Here is an 18,354-nt window from a genome sequence, read left to right as displayed (position 1 = left end):
AGCCAGTCGCGGATAATGGCACCTGGCCAGGTATTCCTCGCGCCGTCTTTGGCCACCTCGCAGGAAACCTGACCGTCGTCCAGCGCCGCCCAGGTCCCTCATGTCGTCAACCCCCATCGCCACCCGTCGCAGCCACGCCCTGTTGCTGCGCCTGTTTCCAGTCATCTGCGCCCTGCCGATCCTGCTCGGCATCGGCTGCTACCTGCTGATCAAGACCGCCTCCAGCCAGGACGCCGATGTCCAGCAGCGGGCGCGGACCTATATCACCCGCACCCTGGAGCAGGTGGAAAACGAGGTCGGCCATAACATCATCAACTATGCCAAGTGGGGCGAGGCCTACAAGCACCTGCACCTGAAGGTCGATCGCTTCTGGGCCAACGAGGAGCGTAACGTTGGCGACATTCCCTATGAGCTCTATGGCTACAACGGCGTCTTCGTGCTGGATCCCCAGGACCGTACCGTCTATGCCGTGATCGACGGCCAGCCAACGGAGCGCACGGCCGCGCAATGGCTGGAAGGGGATCTCACTGCCCTGCTGGCGGCGACTCGCAAGCGACCTGGAGAAACCGAAAGCCTGGTGCGGATCCTGAGCGTCGGCGGCGTCCCTGCGCTGGTCGCCGCCGCCACCATCACGCCGGGCGCGAGCTATGGCGTCACGCCGGGCGCCGGCGTGCCCTCGGTGATGCTGTTCGTCAATGTGCTCGACCCCGCGACCCTGGCTCATCTCAGCGACACCTACGGGCTGCCGACGCTGCAGGCCTCCCGGCTGCCTCTGCCCGATCATGAATCCCTGCGCCCGCTGGATTCACCGCTGTTGCTCAACTGGCAACCCCCACGGCCCGGCGCCCAGTTGCTGCGCCGGACGCTACCGGTGTTCCTGGCCGGGGTGCTGTTGCTCGGCCTGGTGCTGGCGCTGCTGATCCGCCATGCGCTGAATTCGGCCCGGCAGCTCGACCAACAGTTCGATGCCCTGGTCGCCAGCCAGACGGAGCTGAGTCGCAGCGAACGCCGCTTTCGCGAGCTCGCCGAGGCAGCCTCCGACTGGCTCTGGGAAAGCGATGCCGAAGGCCGCATCGCCTATCTGTCCGAACGCTTCGCCCGCATCACCGGGTATGCGCCTGGCAGCTGGCTCGGTCGGCCGCTCGCGGAACTGTTCAGCACCGAGACGACCAGCCTGGCTGACTGGCTCCTGGACAACGCTCGACACCTCGACGAGCGTCAGGTGCTGCGCTGTCATTATCGTGACCGTCTCGGCCATTCCCGGGTCTGCGAAATCACCGCCCGCCCCTTGCCCAAGGGTGCGGGTTTTCGTGGAACCGCCAGTGACATCACCGCCGCGGTCAACGCCCAGGCCGAAATCGAGCATCTGTCGCAACACGACAGCCTGACCGGGCTGGCCAACCGGTTGCAGTTGCAGCACTATTTGGCCGCTCAACTGGCGCAACCTAGCACGCCGCTCACCCTGCTCAGTCTGGACCTGGATCGCTTCAAACCGATCAACGACAGCCTCGGCCACGCCGCCGGTGATCGGGTGCTGCAGGAAATCGCCCGTCGTCTGCAAGCCAGCCTGAGGCCCGGCGGCCTGGTGGCGCGGCTGGGCGGCGATGAATTCATCGTGGTGCTGCTCGGTCACCTGGATGCCACGACGGTCGACCAGATCTGTGCCCGGCTGGTAACCGCCATCGCCCGGCCGATCCTGCTGGAAGAGCAGACCGTCAGCGTCGGGACCAGCATCGGCATCGCCCAGGCGCCGGGCCAGGCCGACCAGGTCGAGGAATTGCTGCGGCTGGCCGACATCGCGCTCTACCAGGCCAAGGCCGCGGGCCGCAACGGCTGGTGCTTTCATGCGCCGGCCATGGACGCCGAGCTCAGCCAGCGTCGTGACCTGGAACAGGAACTGCGCCAGGCGCTGGCGCGTGACCAGTTGCGCCTGAGCTACCTGCCCCGCCGGAGCGTCGCCGATGGCGCCCTGTGCGGCGTTGAGGCCCAGGGGCAGTGGGCCCACCCGGTACGCGGACTGTTGCCCCCGGACGCCTTTTTGCCCCTGGCCGAAGAGCTCGGCCTTGGCGCTTCCCTGGGGCTCTGGCTGCTGGAGGGCGCCTGTCGCAGCGCGGCTACCTGGCCCCTGCCGCTGAAGCTGGTGGTCAGTCTGTCGCCACGCCAATTCGCCGCTGCCGGGGAGCTGCTGGAAGCGGTCACCCAGACCGTGCAGGCGACTGGCTTGGCAGCGGAACGGCTGGAGCTGCAGCTTCCGGACACGCTGCTACATGCCGACTGTGATCAGCAACTGGCCCACCTTCAGGCGCTCAAGGCGCTGGGGGTGCGTATGAGCCTGGCCGACTTCGGCAGGGGTCTCACCGCCTTCGAGGCACTGCGCCAGCCGTGGCTGGACGGCATCAGCCTCGATAGCCGCGTGATCACCCACCTGGAACGTCAGCACGCCGACGCGGCTATCGCACAAGCCCTGATCGGCCTCGGACGAACCTTGGGCCTCAAGGTGGCGGCGACGGACGTCGAGACGCCAGGCCAGTTGCATTGGCTGCAGGCGCAGCACTGCGATGAAGTCCAGGGCGCGCTGGTCGGCCACGCCCTGTCTGCCAGCGAGCTGACGGCGCTGCTGGACAGGGAGCTACGGGCTGGTTGACCGTCTAGAGGCGCTCCAGCCACCCCAGATCGCCACCGCGGGCCGGCACCGGATAGCAGCCATAGGGCGCGTAGCCGTGGGTGCAGACCGGATCGGCGCGCAAGGCGGGTTCGCCCACCGGTTGCGCGCGCCAGCCTTCCAGCAGGGCCACGGCGGCCAGGGCCAGCAGCAGGGTGATGAACAGTGCGGAGCGAAGGGTTCTTGTCAGGCGCATGGTGATCTCCCGCGGGGCGATTGCCAGGCTCGGGCGGATAGCGTCCCGCTCCTTGAGTATCGTCCCGTCCGAGGGTTTTCGCCTGCCTGGACCAGCACCTATCGCGCAACACTGCACTGCCGGGGGTGCAACAGTCAGTCGCAGTAGGCGCGGTGATCACCCGGACAGGGCTGCGCCGTTGTCCAGGCTACGCGAATAGCGCCGTGCAGCGCCGTACCGCCCCCTATCTCTCCGGGAGAGGGTTGGGGTGAGAGCCAAGCCGCCTCAGGCGATCTCCACCCGCTCCCCATTCAACCGTACCGCCCAGGTGGGCAGCGCCTGCTCGGGATACTCCAGGCAGCCGCCATCCGCCAGGCGGAAATGCTGCTTGTACAGTGGCGAGGCGATCACCAGATCCTGGCCCAGCTGGCCGACGATGCCACGGCCGATGACGTTGGCACCGGACTTGGGATCGCGGTTGCCCACGGCAAAGACCTTCTGCTCGGTATCGGGCAGGTAGAACAGCGCCACCTGCTCGCCCTCGTGCAGGGCCACCACGCCGGACTGGGGTACCAGGTCGGCCAGGCTGCACAGGGGTTGCCAGGTGGGTTGCAGGGCGCGGGCGGTATTGGTCTGGGTCATGGTCAAGCCTCCTCGGTAACGGCGATGAGCTGAAGTTCGTGGTGACGCGCCGGTCGGCGCTGGCCACGTTCCTTGACGAAGTGAATGTCCGGGTCGTTGCCGCGCTGGTTGACGAAGGTACGGAAGCGTTTGAGCTTGTCGGGGTCGTTCAGGGCGTTGGCCCATTCGCATTCGTAGCGATCCACCACCAGCTGCATCTGAGCTTCCAGCTCAATGCCCAGGCCCAGGCTGTCCTCGATGATCACCTGCTTTAGGTAGTCCAGCCCGCCCTCCAGCGACTCGCGCCACACCGAGGTGCGCTGCAGACGGTCGGCGGTACGGATGTAGAACATCAGCAGCCGGTCGATGTAGCGGATCAGGGTTTCGTCATCCAGGTCGGTGGCGAACAGCTCGGCGTGGCGCGGGCGCATGCCGCCATTGCCGCAGACATAGAGATTCCAGCCGTTCTCGGTGGCGATCACGCCGATGTCCTTGCTTTGCGCCTCGGCGCATTCGCGGGTGCAGCCGCTGACGGCGAACTTGAGCTTGTGCGGCGCGCGCAGGCCCTTGTAGCGGTGCTCGATGTCCAGCGCCATCTTGACGCTGTCCTGCACCCCGTAGCGGCACCAGGTACTGCCCACGCAGCTCTTCACCGTGCGGGTGGACTTGCCGTAGGCATGACCGGTCTCGAAGCCGGCGGCGATCAGTTCGCCCCAGATGTCCGGCAGCTCGTGCAATTGGGCGCCGAAGAGATCGATGCGCTGGCCGCCGGTGATCTTGGTGTAGAGGTCGTATTTCTTCGCCACCTGGCCGATGGCGATCAGGCCTTCCGGGCTGATCTCGCCACCCGGGATGCGTGGCACCACCGAATAGGTGCCGTTCTTCTGCATGTTGGCCATGAAGGTGTCGTTGGTGTCCTGCAGCGGCACCAGGTGCGGAGCTGTGATGGGCGCGTTCCAGCAGGAGGCCAGGACGTTGGCTACCGCCGGCTTGCAGATGTCGCAACCATGCTGGCCGCGGCCGTGGCGCGCCAGCAGCTCGTCGAAACTCTGGATGCCTTCCACCCGCACCAGGTGATAGAGCTCCTGGCGGGTATGGGCGAAGTGTTCGCAGAGACTCTTGTCGACCTCGACGCCCCGGGCGACCAGCTCGTGCTCGAACACCTGCTTGACCAGCGCCGCGCAGCCGCCGCAACCGGTGGCGGCCTTGGTGCAGCTCTTGATGCCGGCGAGATCGGTGCAGCCGGCGTCGATGGCGGCGCAGACCGCGCCCTTGGTGACGTTGTGGCAGGAGCAGAGAGTGGCGGTGGCCGGCAAGGCATCGGCGCCCAGGGTCGGGGCGCCCTCGCCCACCGGCATGATCAGGCTGGCCGGATCCTGGGGCAGCGGGATGCCGTTCTGGGCGTATTGCAGCAGGGTATCGTAGTAGCTGTTGTCGCCCACCAGCACGGCGCCGAGGACGTGCTTGCCATCGGCAGAGACCACCAGGCGCCGGTAGCTGGCGCTGGCTTCGTCGATGTAGCGATAGCTGCGCGCGCCGGGGGTGGCGCCGTGGGCATCACCGATGGAACCCACGTCCACGCCCAGCAGCTTGAGCTTGGTGGACATGTCGGCGCCGGTGAAGGGCGTGGCCTGGCCATGGCAGAGGGTGGCGGCCACCAGGCGCGCCATCTGGTAGCCCGGCGCGACCAGGCCGAAGACGCTGCCATTCCAGGCGGCGCACTCGCCGATGGCGTGGATGAAGGGGTCGCTGGTCTGGCAGCCGTTGTCCACCGCCACCCCGCCGCGGGGGCCGAGTTCCAGGCCGCAGCTGCGGGCCAGGGCGTCCTGGGGCCGGATGCCGGCGGAAAACAGGATCAGGTCGGTCTCGAGGAAATCCTCGCCGGCGAAGTTCATGCGGTAGCGGTACTCGCTGCCGGCGGTGATGTTCTGGGTAGCCTTGGACAGATGCACGCCCACGCCCAAGTCCTCGATACGCTGCTTGAGCGCGGCGCCACCGAGATCGTCCAGCTGCACCGGCATCAGCCGTGGGGCGAATTCCACCACATGGGCTTCCAGGCCCAGGGACTTCAGGGCATTGGCCGCCTCTAGCCCTAGCAGGCCGCCGCCCACCACCACGCCGCGGCGCGCCCTGGCAGCGGCCAGGCGGATGGTGTCCAGGTCGTCCAGGGTGCGATAAACCAGGCGCGAGTCACCCTCGGCGCCCTCGATGGGTGGCACGAAGGGATAGGAACCGGTGGCCAGCACCAGGCGGTCGTAGCCAAAGGCGCCTTCAGAAGTCAGCACCTCACGCTGTTCGCGGTCGATGGCGGTCACCGCGCAGCCCAAGTGCAGCACCAGGCCGGGCACGGCATAGAGGCCGGCTTCACTCATGGCCAGGGATTCAGCGTCACGACCGGCGAAGTACTCGGAGAGGTGTACCCGATCATAGGCGCGCTGACGTTCTTCGCCGAAGACGTGGATCTCGTAGTGGTCCAGGGCGCCGGCCGCCAGCAGCTGCTCGACGAGGTGATGGCCGACCATGCCGTTGCCGACGACGATCAGGCGTTCTTTGCGGGTCACGATGCTGTTCATGGAGGCTATCCCCCGGCCGAGGCCAATCAGGTTGAGTCGCGGCAAATAAAAAGGCGCCTGAAACCTTGCGGTCTCAGGCGCCTTTGCCTGTTCTGGTAGGGAGGAGCGCCAGGCGCTGCTCCGTGCCCGTCGCCTGCAGTGGCTGTCGATCGCCGTTGATCGACCGGGCGACCCGAATGGACGGGTCTGCCAAGGCTTTTGCATCGGCTGTGCCAGTTTCGCCTGATGGCCTATATATCCGCAGCTGGCGCGGCCTGTAGCCGGCAAAGGGGACTGCCGCCCACGTTCCGGATGCGTGCCAGCCGGAACCACAACGGTGCAGGGCAAGGCCTGCCTGCCCCGTCACGGCGCACCTCGACCGAGAGGGAAGCGACCTCGATCAGCGCCGCTGGCACCCCGCCAGACCAGCAGTGATGCGCTCCCCGAGCACGCCGGACCAAGCTGGCGCGAGCCTTGCTAAATCCCTGGCCTGAAGCGGTCAACGCCGATCGCTTCCTTTCACGACAAAGGCGCCGTGTTCGCCTCCCTCCGGGGAGCGCGACCGGCGCCTTTTCGCTTTCTGGTTTTCGAAGGATCCTTGCCATGGCCACTACCCACATCAAGAGCGTCTGCCCCTACTGCGGCGTCGGCTGCGGGATCGTCATGCAGGTGGAAGACGGCCGGGTCATCAAGGTCAGCGGCGATCGCGACCACCCCGCCAATCGCGGCCGCCTCTGCACCAAGGGCAGCACCAGCCACCAGGCGCTGGTGGACAGCGGGCGCATGGGGCAGGCCTATGTCCGCCACGACCGCTCCCACCAACCGGTGCAGACCGAGCTGGACCAGGCCATCGCTGCCACCGCCGAACGGCTGCGCGCCATCCTCGACCGCGACGGACCGGACGCCATCGCCTTCTATGTGTCCGGGCAGATGTCGCTGGAGGCCCAGTACCTGGTGAGCAAGCTGGCCCGGGGCTTCATCGGCACCAACCAGCTCGAATCCAACTCCCGGCTGTGCATGGCCAGTGCTGGCACCGGCTACAAGCTGTCCCTTGGCGCCGACGGTCCGCCCGGCTCCTACGACGACCTCGACCGCGCCGACCTCTTCCTCGTCAGCGGCGCCAACATGGCCGACTGTCATCCCATCCTCTTCCTGCGCCTGCTGGATCGGGTCAAGCGCGGCGCCAAGCTGATCGTGATAGATCCGCGGCGCACCGCCACCGCCGAGAAGGCCGATCTCTTCCTGCAACTGCGCCCCGGCAGCGACCTGCTGCTGCTCAATGGCCTGCTGCACCTGCTGCACGCCGAGGGCCATCTGGACGAAGCCTTTATCGCCGCCCATACCGAAGGTTGGGCAGCCATGCCCGATTTTCTCGCCGACTACACGCCGGCGCTTGTCGCTGCGGGCACGGGCTTGGCCGAGGCGGACATCCGCACCGCCGCACGTTGGATCGGCGAGGCCGGCGAATGGACCAGTCTCTGGACCATGGGCCTGAATCAGAGCACCCACGGCACCTGGAGCACCAACGCCCTGTGCAACCTGCATCTGGCCACCGGCAAGATCTGCCGCCCTGGCAGCGGCCCCTTCTCCCTCACCGGCCAGCCCAACGCCATGGGCGGGCGCGAGATGGGCTACATGGGCCCCGGCCTGCCCGGCCAGCGCAGCCTGCTGTCGGCTACCGACCGCACCTTCGTCGAGCGCGCCTGGGGCATCCCCGAAGGCACCCTGCACACCCGCCTGGGCCAGGGCACCGTCGCCCTGTTCGATGACCTGGCCGCCGGTAAGGTGAAGGCCTGCTGGATCATCTGCACCAACCCGGTGGCCAGCGTGGCCAATCGCGAGACGGTCGTCCGCGGTCTGCAGGCCGCCGAGCTGGTGATCACCCAGGACGCCTTTCTCGACACCGAGACCAACCCGTACGCCGACATCCTGCTGCCCGGCGCGCTCTGGGCCGAGGCCGACGGGGTGATGATCAACTCCGAGCGTAACCTGACCCTGGCGCCCCAGGCTGTCACCCCGCCCGGCGAGGCCCGCGCCGACTGGCGGATCATCGCCGACGTGGCCTGCGCCCTGGGCTATGGCGAACACTTCAGCTACGCCTCGGCCGCCGAGGTGTTCGACGAGATCCGGCAATTCCACAACCCCCAGACCGGCTACGACATTCGCGGCGCCAGTCATGCGCGGCTGCGCGAGACGCCGCTGCAATGGCCCTGCCCCAGCGCAGAGAGCGATCCGCGCCAGCCGATCCGCTATCGCAACGATGGCCGCAGCCAGACCCTGCGCCTGGACGAAACCGGCGAACCGACCGCCCTCAACTTCGCCACCCCGAGCGGCAAGGCGCAATTCTTCGCCCGCCCGCACCTGGAGCCGGCGGAACTGCCCGATGCCGACTACCCCTTCGTGCTCAATACCGGCCGCCTGCAGCACCAGTGGCACACCCTGACCAAGACCGGCAAGATCGCCGCCCTCAACCGCCTCAACCCCGCCCCGTTCATCGAGGTACATCCCCAGGATGCCGAGGCCCTGGGCCTGGCGGACGGCGACCGCCTGGAAATCACCTCCCGTCGTGGCCGTGCCGTGTTGCCGGTGACCCTTAGCGACCGGGTCCAGCCCGGCAACTGCTTCGCGCCCTTTCACTGGGCCGACGTCCAGGGCAGCGACCTGGCCATCAATGCCGTCACCAGCGACGCCGTCGATCCGCTCTCGCTGCAACCGGAACTCAAGGTCTGCGCCGTGCGCCTGTCTCGCGTCGCCACGATTCCCCACCGCCAGCTGCCGGCCGACGAGCCTGTCATGGAGAGCACCCACCAGCCCGCCCTGGTGCGCCTGGCCGAGCTCACCGGGGTCGCGACCGCCGTACGGCCCCAGCTCAGCGCGGCCGAGCGCACCTACCTGGCCGGCTTCATGGACGGCCTGCGCGACGGTGTTGCCCAGGGCGTACCCTGCCTGCCGGCCCAGGCGCCGCTGGCCGCCGACACCCGGCTCTGGCTCGACGGCCTGCTCGCCGGCTTGTTCAGCCGCCTACCGGAAAGCCAGGCCGCCGGCCTGGCCATGGCCCCCACCGCGCCGGCCGATCTGGTAGTGCTCTGGGCGTCCCAGACCGGCAACGCCGAAGCCCTGGCCGAGCGCTGCGTCGCCCGCCTGTGCCAGGCCGGTCTCAGCGTGGAGCTGCACGACATGGCCGCCTATGCCGTGGAACGCCTGACCGGTGCCCGCCGCCTCTTGCTGGTCAGCAGCACCTTTGGCGACGGCGAGGCGCCTGACAACGGCCAGGCCTTCTGGCAGGGCCTCAGTCGCCTCGACGCCTCCCTGGCCGAACTGGACTACGCCGTGCTGGCCCTGGGCGACTCCACCTACGAGCAATTCTGCGGCCACGGCCAGCGCCTCGACACCCGCCTGGCCGAGCTCGGCGCCCGCCGCCTGTGCTCGCGCCTGGACTGCGACGCCGATGGTCTCGACGGCGCCGATGCCTGGCTGGCCAGGCTGCAAGAGCAACTGGCGCCCCATACCACCAGCGTGTCCGTCACCGCCCCGACCACGCCCAATCGCCCGGTGCCAGTCCCGGCGCGGCTGGTCATCAACCGCAGACTCAACAGCGCCGGATCCAACAAGGAGGTGCGGCTGTTCGGGTTCGAATCCGATCAGCCCCTGGCCTACGAGGCCGGCGACGCCTTGAGCGTGAGGGCGCGCAACTGCCCGGAGCTGGTCGAGGAGATCCTCACCCTCGCCGGTCTGGACGGCGAACAGCCGGTCGCCGTGCCAAAAGTCGGGGAGTTGTCACTGCGTCAGGCCCTGGGCGAGCACTACGAGATCGCCCGCCCCAACCCCGAGACCCTGGCGCTGATCGCCGAGCGCAGCGGCAGTGACGATTGCCGCGCCCTGCTGAACGACCGCGACGAATTCAAGCGCTGGCTCTGGGCCCGGCAACTGGCCGATGTGCTGGCCCGCTTTCCCGCCCGCCACGACGCCCGCGAGTTGCTCGGCAGCCTCAAGCGCCTGCAACCGCGGCTCTACTCCATCGCCTCCAGCCCCCTGGCCCATGCCGGCCAGGTACACCTCACCGTCTCGGCGGTGCGCTACGGCCGGCGCAAGGGTGTGGCGTCCACCTTTCTCGCCGACCGCCTAGGCGAGGCCGCCACCGAGGTCCATATCCAACCCTCGCGCCACTTCCGCCTGCCTGACCAGGGCGACGTCCCGCTGATCATGATCGGCCCCGGCACCGGCATCGCCCCCTTCCGCGGCTTTCTCCACGAGCGCCGCGCCCGGGGCGACCAGGGGCGCAACTGGCTGTTCTTTGGCGAACAGCACGCCGCCCACGACTTCTACTACCGCGACGAGCTGGAAGCCTTCCAGCGTGATGGCCTGCTGAGCGAACTCAGCCTGGCCTTCTCCCGCGACCAGGCCGAGAAGGTCTATGTGCAGGATCGGCTGCGCGAACGCGGCGCCGAAGTCTGGCGCTGGCTGCAGGACGGCGCCCGCGTCTATGTCTGCGGCGACGCCAGCCGCATGGCCCGGGACGTCGACCTGGCCCTGCGCCAGGTGGTGGCCACCCATGGCCACCTCAGCGACGAGGCCGCCAGCGAGTACCTGCGCGGGATGAGCGAACAGAAGCGCTATCTGAAGGACGTCTACTAGCGCCGCCGGCTACAGCACCGCGCGCACCAGGCGGGTGAAGGCCTCGATGGCCTCGTGCTCGCCCAGTGCCCCGCGCACCACGGCTGCGGCCAGGGCCTCGCCAGCGCCGACCAGACCGATGCAGGACACCTGCAACTCCGCGGCGGGTCTTTTGCTGTGCGGCGTGAGCACCGCCGCCACCATCTGGGTGCCATGTTCCAGCAGTTCCTGGTACACCGCCGTCTTTTCCTCGCTTCCCGCCAGGGCCGCTGCCAGCACGCCGACCTCGCCCTGCATGTCGGTCACGCAACGGATGTAACCCTCTGCCAGCGCCGCGGTGGCCTCTTCGGCGCTCTGCTGACGGGCGACCAGGGTCTGGCGGAAGGCATCCATCTGCGCCAGATCCAACCAGCGATAGAGCTCGATGAGCAGCCCCGAGCGGGTACCGAAGTGCTCGTAAACCACCGGCTTGGATACTCCGGCCCGCACGGCCAGATGGCCGAGCGTCAAGCGATCCGCCCCCTCTTCCCGTGCGATGAACCGCGCCGTCTCCAGCAACTGCTGCCGCCGCGCGGCCTTCGAGAGGCGTCGTCCAGAGCTGTCCGAGCCTGACTTTTCCACCTTGGATCGTTCTGCCATTCGTCAAATCACCTTGCAAACCTACTAAAGGTAGGTTAATCCTGAATACAACCTACTATTGGTAGGTTATCGGCAAAAAATGTCTTCAGCCAGACCTGCCGTGGTGGTTGCGGAACAGGTCACTGAATCCTCCACATCAGAATTATCGCCGACGATGGATCCCATCATTTCGCTATCGAGGACCGGATCATGACACTGCAACCCGTACTTTTCGCTGGTGGCTCAGGCACGGTAGGCCGCCAGGCCGTCCAGTGGTTTCGCAAGCGCCACCCCGACCGGCCTCTGCTGGTGGGCGGTCGCACACTTGGCACTGCCCAGGCCGTGGCCCGGATCGCGGGCAATGCCCAGGCAGTCATCCTCGATCTCGACCGGCCAGGACTTGGTCTGGACGAGACACTCTCCCCCGGGGCCATGATCATGCTCGCGCCGGACCAGGCGCTGCACGGCCTGCGCCTCGCCCAGACCTTGGGCATCCCCTACTTGAATGCCAACACCGGCGTCACCGAACTGGGGCTGGAGGTCGCGCAGTTCATGCACCGCCCTGCTGCCAACGCTCTGGTGCTGTCCAGCCACTGGGCCTCCGGAGCCGCTCTGGCGCTCGCGCTCGACCAGGCAAGCGGCCTGGCGCGGGTCGCCGCTATCAAGATCGACGTCCTGCTCGACGAAGAGGATCCAGCCGGTCCGCTGGCCTGGGAAGACATGGAGCGTGTCCACAGCGCCGCCCCTGCCGCGCTGGTGTTCCACAACGGTCGACGTCACTGGCTGACCGGCGCAGCGATCCAGGGAGAGATCACCGCGCTGGACGGTCGCCGGTTGCCTGCTACCGCCTTCGGCTCCATCGACCTGCTGAGCCTCTATTCTGCCACCGGGGCCGGAGATATCCGCTTCGACCTGGCCACGGGCAAGTCCTCCAGTCGCCGCCGAGGAGCGGAAACGGCCGCCGAGATCGTGGTGACCGTCACCGGCGAAGCGGCGGGCCGGTGGACCACCCGGCATGCCGTGCTGGAATTCCGCCACGGCCAGTCGTCGCTCACGGCTCTGGGCCTGGTGCTGTCGCTGGAGCGAGTGTTGGGACTGGAGACTGGCACCCCGCTACCTGCGGGCCTCTACATGCCTGAGTTGCTCTGGGAGGCCAAGTGGTTTCTGCAGGAGTTGCAACGGGAGGGCGGGGTGATCCATCAGCAGGCGGATGGTCACTGACGGCGGGAAATGGCGGAAGGCAGTGGGAGTCGAACCCACCCGGGAACGGCTGCCGTCCCCAACCGGGTTTGAAGCCCGGCCACGCCACCGGGCGTGATTGCCTTCCTCTGCTGCGCTAACCCTCGGCCGCGCGGGCCCAGGCGCTGTCCGGGCGAACCCGGCGCTCGTCGCCGAAGCGACGGGTGAAACCGATGCGATCCAGGCATTCGAGGATCTGGATGCTGCGCTTACGGCCGATGCCGAGGGCATCGCGGAAGGCCGCGGCGCGAATGATCCCTGCTTCGCGCTCCAGGCGCAATGCCTCGCCGGCCGCGGCTTCCAGGCTCGCCTGGGGATAGAAGAGATCCTTGACCACCTGAGTCAGTTCCCCCAGCCGAGCCAGTTTGCGCAGCAGCAGCCGTACCTCGGCCTCGGGCTGACCCAGGTGCTTGGCCAGGTCCCGCGTCCAGGGCGGATCGAAACGCTGGGCCTCCAGCAGCGGCCAGAGCCGGGCCTTGAGCCCCTCCTCCGCCTCGGTGAGGCGTACCCGATGATCGGGCAGGTGCAGCCAGGGGCCGCTGCTCTGCAGTCGCCCTTCGGCCAGTGCCGTCTCCAGCAGGGCCAGATAGACGGGCCGTTCCAGCGCCGGTGCAGCGATGCGGCGCAGGCGATCCCGATCGGGGCCCAGCTCGTCGGGTTGTTCCTGGTGAAAGGTGGCGAGCGCCTCGCTCAGGCGCTCCAGCGCTGCCTGCCACAGAGAAGCCTGGAACAGCCGCGGGCCGACGCGCGTTTCCACCCTCAGGGTGTCGGTTGGCAATCGCCAGTCGCCTTCGGGCCGATTGAACTGGCGCGCCAGCAATCGCGGATCGAGACCGCCGTCGGCCTGGGCCAGGAGCTCGGGCAAGGCCTCCTCCAGACCGCCCTGGCGCAGTGCCTGGAGTTGTGCCAGGCGCTGCGGCGTGCGGCGATGCCGCGCCGGGGCGAAGGGATCGAGTAGCCGGGCGCCGCCCAGGGTGCGTTGGGCGGACTGGTCGCGCAGCACCAGGCGATCGCCATGCACGCCGTGCAGCGGGGCATTGAGCACCAGCTGTGCCAGGGCCGTGGCGCCGGGTGCCAGGCTGTCGCCTTCCAGCAGGGCCACCCGGCCGGTGAGATCCTGGGCACCCAGGTGCACGTGCACCGGCGTCCAGTGCGCCAGGTTGCGCGTCTCGCCGGGCAGCAGCCGGAGCTCCACATCGATCCGGGTGGTGGGCGCATGCAGCGCCTCGGCCACCAGCCAGTCACCGCGGGCGATGCTGTCGGTGCTCAGCCGCTCACCGGCGAGATTGAGGGAAACTCGTTGACCGGCCCGGGCGGTCTCGCCCGCGCGATTCTGGGCATGCAGACCGCGCACCCGCAGGCGTTGCCCGCGTGGGGTGAGCAGGAGTTCGTCGCCCACCGCGACCTGACCGGCAAAGGCAGTGCCGGTAACCACTACCCCGGCACCGGCGACGCTGAACACCCGATCCACCGCCAGGCGGAAGCTGCCCCGGGCATTGCGCTCACGCACCTCGCCCAGGGCCTTCAGCAAGGCGGCGCGCAATGCGGGGATGCCTGCGCCGCTGGGACTGGCCACCGGATACAGCGGCGCGCCGGCGAAGGGCCCGGCAGCCAACAGCACACCGACTTCCTGGCGCACCTCCGCCAGACGCTCGGCGTCCACCCGGTCAACCTTGGTCAGGGCCACCAGCAGCCGGGGAATGCCAAGCAATTCGAGGATCGCCAGGTGCTCGCGGGTCTGGGGCATGACGCCATCATCGGCGGCCACCACCAGCAAGGCCAGGTCCAGGCCGCTGGCACCGGCCAGCATGTTGTGCACGAAGCGCTCGTGGCCGGGTACGTCGATGAAGCCGGTGAGCCCGCCGTCACCCAGGTCGGCGTAGACATAGCCCAGGTCGATGGTGATGCCCCGGGCCTGCTCTTCGCGCCGCCGATCACCGGCGATCCCGGTGAGGGCCTGGATCAGCGCGGTCTTGCCATGGTCGATGTGGCCGGCGGTACCGATGATCATGAGGGCTGCATCAGGCGGGAAAACAGGGACGTCATGGAGACTCCGGACGGCGGTCGGACCCCCAGGGTAGCGTCGGCTGGCGGTATCGCCTAGCCGTGACGCTCGCGCAAGAAGGCCACGAAAGCCCGCAGCGGGGCCGGCAGCTGGCGGCGATCCGCGTAGTAGAGCCGCGGACCGGGAAAGACGCTGGACCAGTCTGCCAGCACCTCGACCAGGCGGCCGTCGGCCAGGGGTTCGGCCAGGTAGTCGGCGAAGGAATAGATCAGGCCGACACCGTCGAGGGCGGCCTGCAATTCCAGATCGAGTGTCGAGGCCAGCAGGCGACTGCCCGGCGCGACATTGATGACCTCGCTGCCGCGCTCGAAGCTCCACTGCGCCACCAGGCCGCTGGCGAAGCGATGGCCGATGCAGGAATGCCTGACCAGGTCAGTGGGATGCACAGGTACGCCATGCTGTTCCAAGTAGGCGGGCGTGGCCGCCACGGCAAATCTCTGGGTGGCCGGGCCCAGCCGCACGCTGATCATGTCGCCTTCCAGATGCTCGTCGTAGCGCACGCCGGCATCGAAGCCTGCGGCGAGCACGTCGATCAATCGATCCTCGGCCACCACCTCCAGGCGAATGCCGGGATGCCTGGCCAGGAAGGGCCCGATCAGCGGGGGCAACAGCACCCGGGCGACGATGGTGGGCACGTTGAGTCTCAGACTACCGACCGGGCTCTCGCCCTCGGCATTGATGGCGTCCAGCGCGCCGCGTACCTCGCGCAGCGCCGGGGTCAGGCGCTCCAGCAGGCGCTGGCCGGCATCGGTGGGGGTCACGCTGCGAGTGGTGCGATGCAGCAACCGGACATCCAGCTCCCGCTCCAGCCGGCGCACGGCATCGCTCAGGGAAGACGCCGCCACACCGCGCACATAGGCGGCGCCGCGAAAGCTGCGCGCCTCGGCCACGGCGGCGAAGGCTGCCAGGTCATCCAGATTCATTGGCACCTCCATTGTACGGCTGAGCGAACAGGTCGTTGTGTCCAGCCCGGATTATCGCACAGCGCCTTGGAGGCTAGAGTGCAGCCTCATCCACCTGACGAGGAATCCCTCATGCAACAGCGTCGCTTGGGCCAGCAGGGCCCCCTGGTATCCACGCTCGGTCTGGGCTGCATGGGCATGTCCGACCTCTATGGCGCCGCCGACCGTGGCGAAGCCATCGCCACCGTTCAGGCCGCCCTCGAACGCGGCGTCACCCTGTTCGATACCGGTGACTTCTATGGCATGGGCCACAACGAGCTGCTCCTGGGCGACGCCCTGCGCGGTCGGCGGGATGAGGCCCTGATCAGCGTCAAGTTCGGCGCCCTGCGCGGTCCGGGTGGCGAATGGCTGGGCTACGACACCCGCCCCGTGGCGATCAAGAATTTCGTCGCCTATAGCCTCAAGCGGCTGGGTGTGGACCATATCGACATCTATCGCCCGGCGCGGCTGGATCGCCAGGTGCCCATCGAGGACACCATGGGCGCCCTCGCCGAGCTGGTGCAGGTCGGCTACATCCGCCACATCGGCCTTTCCGAAGTGGGGGCGGATACCCTGCGGCGGGCGACAGCGGTGCATCCGGTCTGCGACCTGCAGATCGAGTATTCGCTGGTCTCGCGCGGTATCGAGGCAGAGATCCTGCCGACCTGCCGCGAACTGGGCATCGGCATCACCGCCTATGGCGTGCTCTCCCGTGGCCTGCTCAGCGGCTACTGGCGCCAGCCCTCCGGCAGCGGCGACTTCCGCGCCCACAGTCCGCGCTTCCAGCCGGGCAACGTGGAGCGCAACCTGGCGCTGGTGGAAGGCCTGAAGCAGTTCGCCGAACGCCGGGGCACCACCCCTGCCCGGCTGGCGGTGGCCTGGGTCGCCGCCCAGGGTGAGGATATCCTGCCCCTGGTCGGCGCCCGGCGGCGCGATCAGCTGGACGAATCCCTGGGCGCACTGGACATCACGCTCAGCGCCGCGGACCGCGTCGAACTGGAACGACTGCTGCCACCGGAGGCGGTCGCTGGCGATCGCTATGGCGAACACCAGCTGCGCGATCTCGACAGCGAAGCTTGATTCTCACCGTCGACCAAAGGCCCGCCTTGCGCGGGCCTTTGCGTTTCAGTCCGCGGAACGCTCGGCCGGACGCTCCTGCATCAGTACCCAGGGCGCGACCACCACCGCCCACAGGGCCACCGCCGGGGCTTCCAGCCGCCGCCGTGCCCGGTCTTCGTCGACCTTGGCCAGCTGACCCTGCTGCAGCCATTGCCCCACGCGACCGGCATCGTCCTGGGTCACGGCGATGGCCGCCTCGATCAGGTCCAGTTCGGGCGCCACTTCCAGCAGCACGCCCCGCGCAAAATGCGGTTGCAATTCTTCCCAGCCGATGGCGGCGGTCTGCCCGAGCAGGGTGGCGTAGAGCGTTGCGTGATCGGTCATGGTGCGGGCCTCGCGAAAAGGGCGGATTCTACCGGCGCCCTTCCCACTTGCCGAGCGCCCGGACGCGCGGTCGACAAGTCCGACAAGTTGTCGTCGCCAGCTTTCCAAGACGAACAGACGGTGATTAAACTGCGCAGCGCGTCATAAAGAACAAAATCGGCACATTTTCGCTTCCAACTGCCTCATTAATAAAAGCATTCCGAGTGGAGCACTCATGAAAAAGGCATCTCTGCGTTTCTCCCGTCTGATCGCGGCCCTGGCACTCGCCGGCATGGCCAGCCACACCCTGGCGGCCGATACCCTGAAGATCGGTCTGGCCGGTCCCAAGACCGGTCCGGTCGCCCAGTACGGTGACATGGAGTTCATTGGTGCCCAGATGGCCATCGAGCAGATCAACAAGGCCGGCGGCGTCAAGGGCAGGCAGCTCGAAGGCGTGATCTACGACGACGCCTGCGATCCCAAGCAAGCCGTGGCCGTGGCCAACAAGATCGTCAACGATGGCATCAAGTTCGTGGTCGGCCACCTGTGCTCCAGCTCGACCCAGCCCGCCTCCGACATCTATGAGGACGAAGGCATCCTGATGGTGACCCCGGCGGCCACCAGCCCCGACCTCACCAACCGCGGCTACAAGCTGATCTTCCGTACCATCGGCCTGGACAACATGCAGGGCCCGACCGCCGGCAAGTTCATCGTCGAGCACGTCAAGCCCAAGGTCGTCGCCGTCATCCATGACAAGCAGCAGTACGGCGAAGGCATCGCCACCGCGGTCAAGCAGACTCTGGACAAGGCCGGCGTCAAGGTCGCCGTGTTCGAAGGCATCAACTCCGGCGACAAGGATTTCTCCTCGCTGATCGCCAAGCTCAAGCAGGCCAACGTCGACTTCGTCTACTACGGCGGCTACCACCCCGAGCTGGGCCTGATCCTGCGTCAGGCGGCCGAGAAGGGCCTGACCGCCAAGTTCATGGGTCCGGAAGGCGTGGGCAACAGCTCCATCTCCGCCATCGCCGGCAAGGCCTCCGAAGGCCTGCTGGTCACCCTGCCGCGCTCCTTCGACCAGGATCCCAAGAACCAGGCCCTGGTCCAGGCGTTCAAGGACAAGAAGCAGGATCCGAGCGGTCCCTTCGTGTTCCCCTCCTATGCCGCCGTGCAGGTCATCGCCCAGGGCATCGAGAAGGCTGGCGACGAGAAGCCCGAGGACGTGGCCAAGGCCCTGCGCAGCAACACCTTCGACACCCCCACCGGTGAGTTGGCGTTCGACGACAAAGGCGACCTGAAGAACTTCGAGTTCGTGGTCTACGAATGGCATGCCGACGGCACCAAGACCGAAGCCAAGTAAGCCCTGCCTGTAACACCGAAGCCCACCGCCAACGGCGGTGGGCTTCGTTTATCCGCCTCCATCCGAGGCCTGGGACCCGCACCAGAAG

Annotated in this window: 12 protein-coding genes and 1 tRNA gene; 5 read left to right on the top strand and 8 right to left on the bottom strand. The window is 67.8% G+C overall.

The window, feature by feature from the left end:
• Window positions 1–100 precede the first annotated feature (100 nt).
• On the top strand, window positions 101–2,644 hold the full coding sequence (locus PJ259_RS21975; RefSeq protein WP_271654176.1) for a bifunctional diguanylate cyclase/phosphodiesterase: 2,544 nt from the start codon (window positions 101–103) through the stop codon (window positions 2,642–2,644).
• A gap of 4 nt (window positions 2,645–2,648) precedes the next feature.
• On the opposite strand, the gene PJ259_RS21970 is transcribed toward PJ259_RS21975, so the two are convergent.
• The 3 genes from PJ259_RS21970 to nirB all read right to left on the bottom strand — a co-directional run bounded on the left by PJ259_RS21970 (window position 2,649) and on the right by nirB (window position 6,031).
• A complete protein-coding gene (locus PJ259_RS21970; protein WP_059313987.1) occupies window positions 2,649–2,858 on the bottom strand; it encodes a hypothetical protein in 210 nt (69 codons plus the stop codon).
• 264 nt (window positions 2,859–3,122) lie between these two features.
• Window positions 3,123–3,479, bottom strand: a complete 357-nt coding sequence (gene nirD, locus PJ259_RS21965; RefSeq protein ID WP_059313986.1) for a nitrite reductase small subunit NirD — start codon at window positions 3,477–3,479, stop codon at window positions 3,123–3,125.
• Window positions 3,480–3,481: 2 nt separating this feature from the next.
• A complete protein-coding gene (gene nirB / locus PJ259_RS21960) occupies window positions 3,482–6,031 on the bottom strand; it encodes a nitrite reductase large subunit NirB (RefSeq protein ID WP_271654175.1) in 2,550 nt (849 codons plus the stop codon).
• Between the two features lie 582 nt (window positions 6,032–6,613).
• Between nirB and PJ259_RS21955 the strand changes: the two genes are divergently transcribed.
• The gene (locus PJ259_RS21955; protein ID WP_271654174.1) at window positions 6,614–10,645 is read left to right on the top strand and encodes a bifunctional nitrate reductase/sulfite reductase flavoprotein subunit alpha; all 4,032 of its coding nucleotides are present in this window, start codon (window positions 6,614–6,616) and stop codon (window positions 10,643–10,645) included.
• Between the two features lie 9 nt (window positions 10,646–10,654).
• Here PJ259_RS21955 and PJ259_RS21950 read toward each other — a convergent pair whose 3' ends face one another.
• Entirely contained in the window at window positions 10,655–11,263 is a 609-nt protein-coding gene (locus tag PJ259_RS21950) for a TetR/AcrR family transcriptional regulator (protein WP_271654173.1), read from the bottom strand.
• 189 nt (window positions 11,264–11,452) lie between these two features.
• On the opposite strand from PJ259_RS21950, the gene PJ259_RS21945 reads away from it, so the two are divergent.
• The gene (locus PJ259_RS21945; RefSeq protein ID WP_271654172.1) at window positions 11,453–12,463 is read left to right on the top strand and encodes a hypothetical protein; all 1,011 of its coding nucleotides are present in this window, start codon (window positions 11,453–11,455) and stop codon (window positions 12,461–12,463) included.
• A gap of 10 nt (window positions 12,464–12,473) precedes the next feature.
• On the opposite strand, the gene PJ259_RS21940 is transcribed toward PJ259_RS21945, so the two are convergent.
• The 3 genes from PJ259_RS21940 to PJ259_RS21930 form a co-directional block, all read right to left on the bottom strand.
• A tRNA-Sec gene (locus PJ259_RS21940) sits at window positions 12,474–12,569 on the bottom strand.
• Window positions 12,570–12,578: 9 nt separating this feature from the next.
• Entirely contained in the window at window positions 12,579–14,492 is a 1,914-nt protein-coding gene (gene selB, locus PJ259_RS21935) for a selenocysteine-specific translation elongation factor (protein ID WP_271654171.1), read from the bottom strand.
• Window positions 14,493–14,581: 89 nt separating this feature from the next.
• Entirely contained in the window at window positions 14,582–15,469 is an 888-nt protein-coding gene (locus tag PJ259_RS21930) for a LysR family transcriptional regulator (RefSeq protein ID WP_271654170.1), read from the bottom strand.
• Window positions 15,470–15,580: 111 nt separating this feature from the next.
• Here PJ259_RS21930 and PJ259_RS21925 point away from each other — a divergent pair, with 111 nt between their 5' ends.
• Window positions 15,581–16,567 carry an aldo/keto reductase gene (locus tag PJ259_RS21925; RefSeq protein WP_271654169.1) on the top strand — a complete coding sequence of 329 codons (987 nt, stop codon included), beginning with the start codon at window positions 15,581–15,583 and terminating at the stop codon, window positions 16,565–16,567.
• 45 nt (window positions 16,568–16,612) lie between these two features.
• Here PJ259_RS21925 and PJ259_RS21920 read toward each other — a convergent pair whose 3' ends face one another.
• Entirely contained in the window at window positions 16,613–16,930 is a 318-nt protein-coding gene (locus tag PJ259_RS21920; RefSeq protein ID WP_059313979.1) for a DUF2288 family protein, read from the bottom strand.
• Between the two features lie 214 nt (window positions 16,931–17,144).
• Here PJ259_RS21920 and PJ259_RS21915 point away from each other — a divergent pair, with 214 nt between their 5' ends.
• Window positions 17,145–18,266 (top strand): branched-chain amino acid ABC transporter substrate-binding protein, encoded by a 1,122-nt coding sequence (locus PJ259_RS21915; protein ID WP_271654168.1) that lies wholly within the window; start codon window positions 17,145–17,147, stop codon window positions 18,264–18,266.
• Window positions 18,267–18,354: the final 88 nt, after the last annotated feature.

This window comes from Pseudomonas sp. JBR1 (genome assembly GCF_028198185.1).
Lineage (GTDB): Bacteria > Pseudomonadota > Gammaproteobacteria > Pseudomonadales > Pseudomonadaceae > Chryseomonas > Chryseomonas oryzihabitans_E.
Note: the sequence above shows the minus strand (reverse complement) of the source record. Positions and strands in the feature narration are given on the sequence as shown.

Coding starts and splice junctions, on each gene's coding strand:
- PJ259_RS21970 (WP_059313987.1), bottom strand. CDS start 2,858: ATGCGCCTGACAAGAACCCTTCGCTCCGCACTGTTCATCACCCTGCTG.
- PJ259_RS21975 (WP_271654176.1), top strand. CDS start 101: ATGTCGTCAACCCCCATCGCCACCCGTCGCAGCCACGCCCTGTTGCTG.
- nirB (WP_271654175.1), bottom strand. CDS start 6,031: ATGAACAGCATCGTGACCCGCAAAGAACGCCTGATCGTCGTCGGCAAC.
- PJ259_RS21945 (WP_271654172.1), top strand. CDS start 11,453: ATGACACTGCAACCCGTACTTTTCGCTGGTGGCTCAGGCACGGTAGGC.
- PJ259_RS21915 (WP_271654168.1), top strand. CDS start 17,145: ATGAAAAAGGCATCTCTGCGTTTCTCCCGTCTGATCGCGGCCCTGGCA.
- PJ259_RS21920 (WP_059313979.1), bottom strand. CDS start 16,930: ATGACCGATCACGCAACGCTCTACGCCACCCTGCTCGGGCAGACCGCC.
- selB (WP_271654171.1), bottom strand. CDS start 14,492: ATGATCATCGGTACCGCCGGCCACATCGACCATGGCAAGACCGCGCTG.
- PJ259_RS21930 (WP_271654170.1), bottom strand. CDS start 15,469: ATGAATCTGGATGACCTGGCAGCCTTCGCCGCCGTGGCCGAGGCGCGC.
- PJ259_RS21925 (WP_271654169.1), top strand. CDS start 15,581: ATGCAACAGCGTCGCTTGGGCCAGCAGGGCCCCCTGGTATCCACGCTC.
- PJ259_RS21950 (WP_271654173.1), bottom strand. CDS start 11,263: ATGGCAGAACGATCCAAGGTGGAAAAGTCAGGCTCGGACAGCTCTGGA.
- PJ259_RS21955 (WP_271654174.1), top strand. CDS start 6,614: ATGGCCACTACCCACATCAAGAGCGTCTGCCCCTACTGCGGCGTCGGC.
- nirD (WP_059313986.1), bottom strand. CDS start 3,479: ATGACCCAGACCAATACCGCCCGCGCCCTGCAACCCACCTGGCAACCC.